Origin of the sequence: Pantoea sp. BRR-3P (assembly GCF_039621635.1) — a bacterium.
In the GTDB taxonomy this organism is placed as follows: Bacteria; Pseudomonadota; Gammaproteobacteria; order Enterobacterales; family Enterobacteriaceae; genus Pantoea; species Pantoea floridensis.
This window is the reverse complement of the sequence record NZ_CP155069.1, coordinates 24081-30080: the sequence shown is the minus strand read 5'-3', so window position 1 is coordinate 30080 and position 6000 is coordinate 24081. Positions and strand designations below refer to the sequence as shown.

General features: G+C 40.0%; 5 protein-coding genes. 4 read left to right on the top strand and 1 reads right to left on the bottom strand.

Features of this window, described 5'->3' with window-relative positions; all coding sequences use genetic code 11:
* Positions 1 to 398: 398 nt before the first annotated feature.
* Genes AAGR08_RS23865 through AAGR08_RS23850 form a run of 4 tightly spaced genes read left to right on the top strand, consistent with a single transcriptional unit; the run spans position 399 to position 4360 of the window.
* Complete coding sequence (locus AAGR08_RS23865; RefSeq protein ID WP_345831087.1) at positions 399 to 2492, top strand: triK protein; 2094 nt, start codon at positions 399 to 401, stop codon at positions 2490 to 2492.
* Positions 2489 to 3319 (top strand): ParB N-terminal domain-containing protein, encoded by an 831-nt coding sequence (locus AAGR08_RS23860; protein ID WP_345831085.1) that lies wholly within the window; start codon positions 2489 to 2491, stop codon positions 3317 to 3319. Before AAGR08_RS23865 ends, AAGR08_RS23860 begins: the two co-directional genes overlap by 4 nt.
* Entirely contained in the window at positions 3312 to 3758 is a 447-nt protein-coding gene (locus tag AAGR08_RS23855; protein ID WP_345831083.1) for a hypothetical protein, read from the top strand. Before AAGR08_RS23860 ends, AAGR08_RS23855 begins: the two co-directional genes overlap by 8 nt.
* Complete coding sequence (locus AAGR08_RS23850; protein WP_345831081.1) at positions 3755 to 4360, top strand: hypothetical protein; 606 nt, start codon at positions 3755 to 3757, stop codon at positions 4358 to 4360. Before AAGR08_RS23855 ends, AAGR08_RS23850 begins: the two co-directional genes overlap by 4 nt.
* Positions 4361 to 4499: 139 nt before the next feature.
* Here the strand turns inward: AAGR08_RS23850 and AAGR08_RS23845 are convergent, their stop codons facing one another.
* Positions 4500 to 4871 carry a hypothetical protein gene (locus AAGR08_RS23845; protein WP_345831080.1) on the bottom strand — a complete coding sequence of 124 codons (372 nt, stop codon included), beginning with the start codon at positions 4869 to 4871 and terminating at the stop codon, positions 4500 to 4502.
* Positions 4872 to 6000: the final 1129 nt, after the last annotated feature.

Below are 6000 nucleotides of genomic sequence, written 5' to 3'. Positions count from 1 at the left end.
CCAGCCGGGCCGAAATAGAAGGGGGTGGAGCGGCGAGCGGAATCCCTAAGGGGTTGATTTCGTCCAGAAATCATCCCCGCAATGTGTTTTGATAGTCGCATCTAAAACGCCTAAGCGTTTTAGATAAAGACCATCAAAACATGCCCTTGACTTTGAATTTTACTGCCTATTTTACTCTCTATGCAATGCAATGGAATAAATAAGGGAGTAAAATAGGCAGTATGGCTAATATTTGAACCGCAAAATCGGTTAAAATTTAGTCAAGTTTACGCGGAGTAAACTAGCCTCATTAGCCTTTTCCCGTAAAGTTTACGCGGAGTAAACTTTGAAGGAAGGGGCGCATATGTTTAAGCTGTGTAAGTATTTACAAGAATTTGACTCTGAAAACAGGCATGAATATGAAGACAAATAATATAGAGTTATTGAGGTGGGTTTATGAAAATGCATATCCCAACCTTACATACCTAGCGTTACTAATATTAGCTTTTTTGATGCAATTTACTTTTAGCGGGCATGTGACGAAAAAAAGTGATCTTGGTGCCTGGGATCACATCGTGATGCATATGAGAACTAAATTACTTGTAGGTTATCTGCTACTTTTAGTTTTGTTAAATGCATACGTCATTATCGTCGCAGCTATGCAGTTAGGCCGCGACGGTGCTTTGCAATACATGGGAATGGTATACGAGAATCTTTTTTCAAAGGTGAAAAACGTCAGTGCTATTATTTCGATTATCACCGTATTCCTGATGCCTTATTTCTTTCATTTCATACATAGGCGCTATGTCAAACCGCGTCTTTCTGCTTTTAAAAGAAAGTATCGCGTTTCTCAGACAGGAGATTCACTGTCAGACATACGAGTAGAGAATCAAGCATATAAAAGTAAAACTTTTGAAGTTAGAAAATACTATAAAGATGGTTATGTATTCATGGGATTAGATGAATATGAACAACCTATATATATGGAAGACTCAGAATTTAAATCTAAAAACTTGAAAATACTTGGCGCTACTCAAACTGGGAAAGGTGTAATTCAGCAGGTGCTTTTAGATCAGGCAATAATGAAAGGTTGGGGCGCATGGTTCTTTGACCAGAAGCCTGATGACTTTATATATTCTGTCTTAGTTGAATCCTGCAAACAATGGAATAGAAGCGCACCTGTCGTACTTGATTTAACTGGAGAAAGTACAGGTAAATACTCACCTTTTGAATATGGCCCTTTAAGAGAACGGTTACAGCGTTTTAATAAAGTATTCGGACTTATTGGTAAGGGTACTGATGCTGACCATTATAAAAATATTAACCGTCAAATTATGACTTTCCTATCTGATTATTGGGATGGAACGCTTGGACATTTAGATAAACTCCTTAATGGTAAAGATAGCAGCATTCCAGATAATAAGCGCCAGTGGGTTTTCGAAAACACTATTAACATTCGCACTCGTTTAGATGAATGGAAGTTGCTACCTCACTTATTTACTAATAAGGGTGAAGGTTTCAATGTACAGAAAGAATTAGAGTTAGGATCTGTTGTATATGTTAAAGGTCGTCAGGATGACGATTTAATCAGAGACGTCTGCTCTGCGCTTCTGGTTGAATGGAAAGATTGCATCATTAACAAAAGACATTCCAGTCATGTTTTCACCTGTCTTGATGAAGCAAAATTTTGTATATCAGCTACTGTCGCCAGTGCTCTGGCGACAATATTATCTAAAGAAGCAAATATGGCTCTGGCATATCAAGAGCGTGATGATATCAAAAACGTGCCTGATCAAACTGTCGATAAAGAAGCTTTAAAAAATCAGGTCGAAACCAATACTCTTGTCACAATCTCCTATAAATGCGGCTACGATACTGCTGAATGGATTGCTAACAATACCGGTACAATTCAGAAGAACATTACCCGTATGGAAGGCGTTGATACGGATGGTTTCGGTGCTGAGTCTTGGTCTGGCAATCGAATGATTGGCAGTGAAGCTGAAACCTACATCAGCATCAACAGTATTCTGAGCCTCAACAAACGTGTCGGAATCTTCATGAATAATGAAGGACTCGCAAAATACATATTCACTAGCTGGATTCCGGTAAACCAAAAATCACCGTTACCCGTTGCTGAAAAAAATGATAACGGCCACGTAGCTGATACTGATTTTGAAAACAAAAAGTCATCAAAAAAAGCAAAAGCTAAAGTAATAGTAAATAATGAACATAAGGGTGGTGCTCCTGCTGATGAAACTGATACCATTACTGACGATATTTCATCACCCTCTGCTTTTGATCCTTCCAGTGATCCCGACTTTATAGCAATGCTGGAAGCTCAAATGGCTAATGACAGTATAGAGCCTGACCACTCTGTTTATCAGGAGGAAATCCAGCAAGTCGCTTTAGAAGACGTTGAAAAAGCGAAGCCGGAAAAACAACCTGAAAGCAGAACTGTAGAAGAGTCACAAGATGACTTGATTTCGAGTTTTGTTAAAAAGGATAAAAAATGACAGAAATTATCACACTGAAATTATCGCAGTGCGTTCCTAATAAGAAGCAGGATCGCCGGGATTTCGAAAGCCCGTCAGCCAGAGAGCACATTGAGAAACTGAAGGCCTCTATCGGTCTGGTTCTTCCTAATGGCTCGCTTTATGGAATACGTGAGCGTTTAGTGGTTAAGGCTTCCTCTACACCTGATGAGTACATCATCCTTAAAGGTGAAAATCGCTGGAGAGCTGGCACGGAAATCGATCCTGATATGGAAGTCGAATGCGAAGTTCGAAACTATGACGATAAAACCATTGAGCACCTTGACCATGCTACGGAGAACTCCCTACACAGAGATTTAAACATCTTCGAGAGGGCGCTCTCTATCAAGACAGATAAGGACAACGGCCTGACTACTGAGCAACTTATTGCCGTGCATGGCCTTTCGAACAAAACTGTCGTTAGCAAGTATATGAGCGTCTTCCGCCTCTCTAAACCTAAGCAGAAAATTGTGCAGGAATCTTACATCAATGACTTAAATCTTCTCAGCAAACTGATGAAAGTCTCAGATGAAGATGTTAAGGAGCTGCGCCAACGTTGCGAAGGGGGTGAGCAGGCTAAGAAAGTAATTAATGAGCTGCTTACGCGTAGCCGCCAGTTACCAGAAAAAGAGCCAGTCTACAGGGTCGCTTTTACTCAATCACAGTACTCTGCAATTCTTGAGCTTTTGGATCTCAATCCAGAAGATATGAATAATCCCGACGAGGATATTGAGCTACTGCTTAAAAACAGGCTTGAAGAATTGTCATCAAAAGATGTTGTCGCTAATGACAATAATGACAATGGCTAAATTATTTAGGCTGGCTACTGAAAACGATTATATCTTTATTCCTGAAATTGGTTTATGGGAATTATCGTTCGACACGCGCCCCGTTATCGGGGTGCGTTGTGACGATCCGGTTACTGGTGCCTTTGAATATAATCAGGCCAGGCTTAAATTTTTTTCTGCTAAGCGCAAAAGCGTTCAAAATCATAAAGAATTTGATTTTGAAGCTGTGTTAACATGGGCTGCTGAACATGGCAGTCCTGAACAGTGTCAATTTGTTTTGAATTTGGTTAACGCAAGGAATATAAGTGAATACAAGGAAGCAGCACTTAACTTCATTAAATATGACAGAGTGAATTATCCCTATCACCTTGATATAGCTATTTTTTTTACGGGATTTGAAACCAGACTAACCACCAACCATGATCTGATATCAGTAATTAAGGACAAATCAAAATCATGATTACGAATACTAAGATCCCCCTGGCATTTCACGATATTGTGAATGTGCTTATGTGGGATGATTCTTATAACAAAGAAAATGTTATAAGCCGTATTCCTTGCGGAACAAAGGTCACCTACTGGCTCGCCAGAGCTTTTACCCTGTCTAATATGAAAAAGTACGCTAATAAAGGTCAGTTTACTCTTTCATATTACTATCAGAAAAATCTCCCTTTGGTTGAGGGCGATCTAAAAATCCTACTTGATTTTTACTTAAGTCAAATTAAGCAATTAAAATCCCTCAACCGCGACAACACGATAAGCAGTCTTATCGATGTTTCTGCTTTTATGCAGACCACGGAAATGCATATCTCTGTTCTACCCTGCCCGCCTGTATTGATGTTTATCCGCGTAAACCTTCTATGCGATGAGGCTCATACAGAGCTGCGTAAACTCTACCAGTTTGGAAGCATCACAAAGAGCGACTACTTCAAGCAGCGCAGAGAGCTGTTTAAACCCCTGAACAAATTCAGGGCAGATTTTGCCACTAAGGTCAGTGAAGCCGGACGGCTTCTGAGGACTTTTGAAGCTAAGTTAGCTGCCGCCGCTAAAAACGATGCCTAACGCTTCCGGTAGACGTCTGTAGACCTTTCTTTTGGCATTGTGCCGCACTCATCCAGGATGCGTCAGCGGCAGTTTCCCCCTCAGTTCTCCGGCCCCCAAAAAGAAAAAAGGGATTGAGCATAAGCTCAATCCCCCACGATCACTTAACTTTATCAGCTAAGTGTTTTCTGTACTGCAAAACTACTGTCTCGATATCGAGGTGAAGTAGCGCGTCATTACTGACAATGAAGAAAGTCACGTCAGCAGTTCTGCTATGCGGGTACAGGCAAGCATGAATGATTACACGATCAAACAACCAGGCTCTTTTGAGATTGGTCGAATCAGTACAATCATCAAGGTTTAGTTTTTGTAGATTAAATCTACGTTCGCTTAAGTAAGCTTCGAGATTAGAATATGACTCAGTACCACTATATTGAAGATGTACAACCGGTGATGTTATATCAGGTTTAACACATTCAACATTAACTGCGGTATTGAACTCATAGAAAGCTTTTTCGATTTTATCGATCATGATTGATTACCTTTAGGGCAATCTTCATGTGCCTGAGAGGCAACATGAAGAAGCCTCTGGCAGAAAGGATTAAAGAGTGCGTTGCAACCGGTTATAGCGCACGTTGTCCGGTAAAACAGATACTAGCAAAGAGCCTCTTAAACAACAAGATATGTAACCGCTATTCAATCAAGCGTTTAATATGCATTAAGATGTTTCTGTAAAAAGACAATTTGATCGCAAGTTATTTAGGTTATTAATATTAGGATGCCGATATGCTATTAATAACCCAATCAATTAAGTGAATACAAACAGATTTGATTGTATTTTCTGACGATAAAAACTTTATCTATTTTAGCCATCCTTATTTAATGCGATACAGATCATATAAAACATCGAAAGAGTGATTATATTTTAAGCAAAAACGACATCATCAGAGGGGTTTATTGATATATGTGATTACCAGCTCGAAACCCTTTTGTTCGGCACTGAGTGATGCTGCTACCTACAGAACCCCGCTGGCATAAACACCCTGCCTGAACATTGCCACTTCTACACCTGAACCTTTACCCATGATCGAACTGAGTAGCACCGGTAAACGCGTGATGCCCTTCTCTAACGCGGCTTACAGGCACTACCACATCAATCGTCTATGGTATCTAAATCCCTCTCAACTCTGAAAATCGCGTAAACTTGCTTAACCTTTTTTCTGCCGGAGTTGTGATGAGAAAATTCATTGTAGGTGGGACCATATTTTACATGCTGGAAAGCGGTGAAAGAATGCAATCCGATAACATGGATTATGATTGCAGCAGACATTATATCATCTGGCCTGTTACTGACGGGTGGCGTATTAGATACATGTGGACTAATGATTGGGAAAGTATTACGGATAAAACATTTGATACGGAAAACGCTGCTTTCAACTTTGCATATGAACACTTTCAGAAAGCAACGCAGGCTTAGACTGATCGATAATTTGGATTGTGTACGATCATGATTTTAACTAGACATCGCAAAGAAAATAAATATAAAAAAAGTCGCCACAAGGCGACTTAAAAGGTACATCATTTTCTTATAATTCCCTGGTGCCAGTTGGCATCTTTAGTTATGCACTATATAGGCACTATGTGCAACCACTTAGTGCCTA

Excerpts from the sequence above, each read along its gene's own strand:
- AAGR08_RS23850 (WP_345831081.1), top strand. The coding sequence starts at position 3,755 with ATGATTACGAATACTAAGATCCCCCTGGCATTTCACGATATTGTGAAT.
- AAGR08_RS23845 (WP_345831080.1), bottom strand. The coding sequence starts at position 4,871 with ATGATCGATAAAATCGAAAAAGCTTTCTATGAGTTCAATACCGCAGTT.
- AAGR08_RS23865 (WP_345831087.1), top strand. The coding sequence starts at position 399 with ATGAAGACAAATAATATAGAGTTATTGAGGTGGGTTTATGAAAATGCA.
- AAGR08_RS23855 (WP_345831083.1), top strand. The coding sequence starts at position 3,312 with ATGGCTAAATTATTTAGGCTGGCTACTGAAAACGATTATATCTTTATT.
- AAGR08_RS23860 (WP_345831085.1), top strand. The coding sequence starts at position 2,489 with ATGACAGAAATTATCACACTGAAATTATCGCAGTGCGTTCCTAATAAG.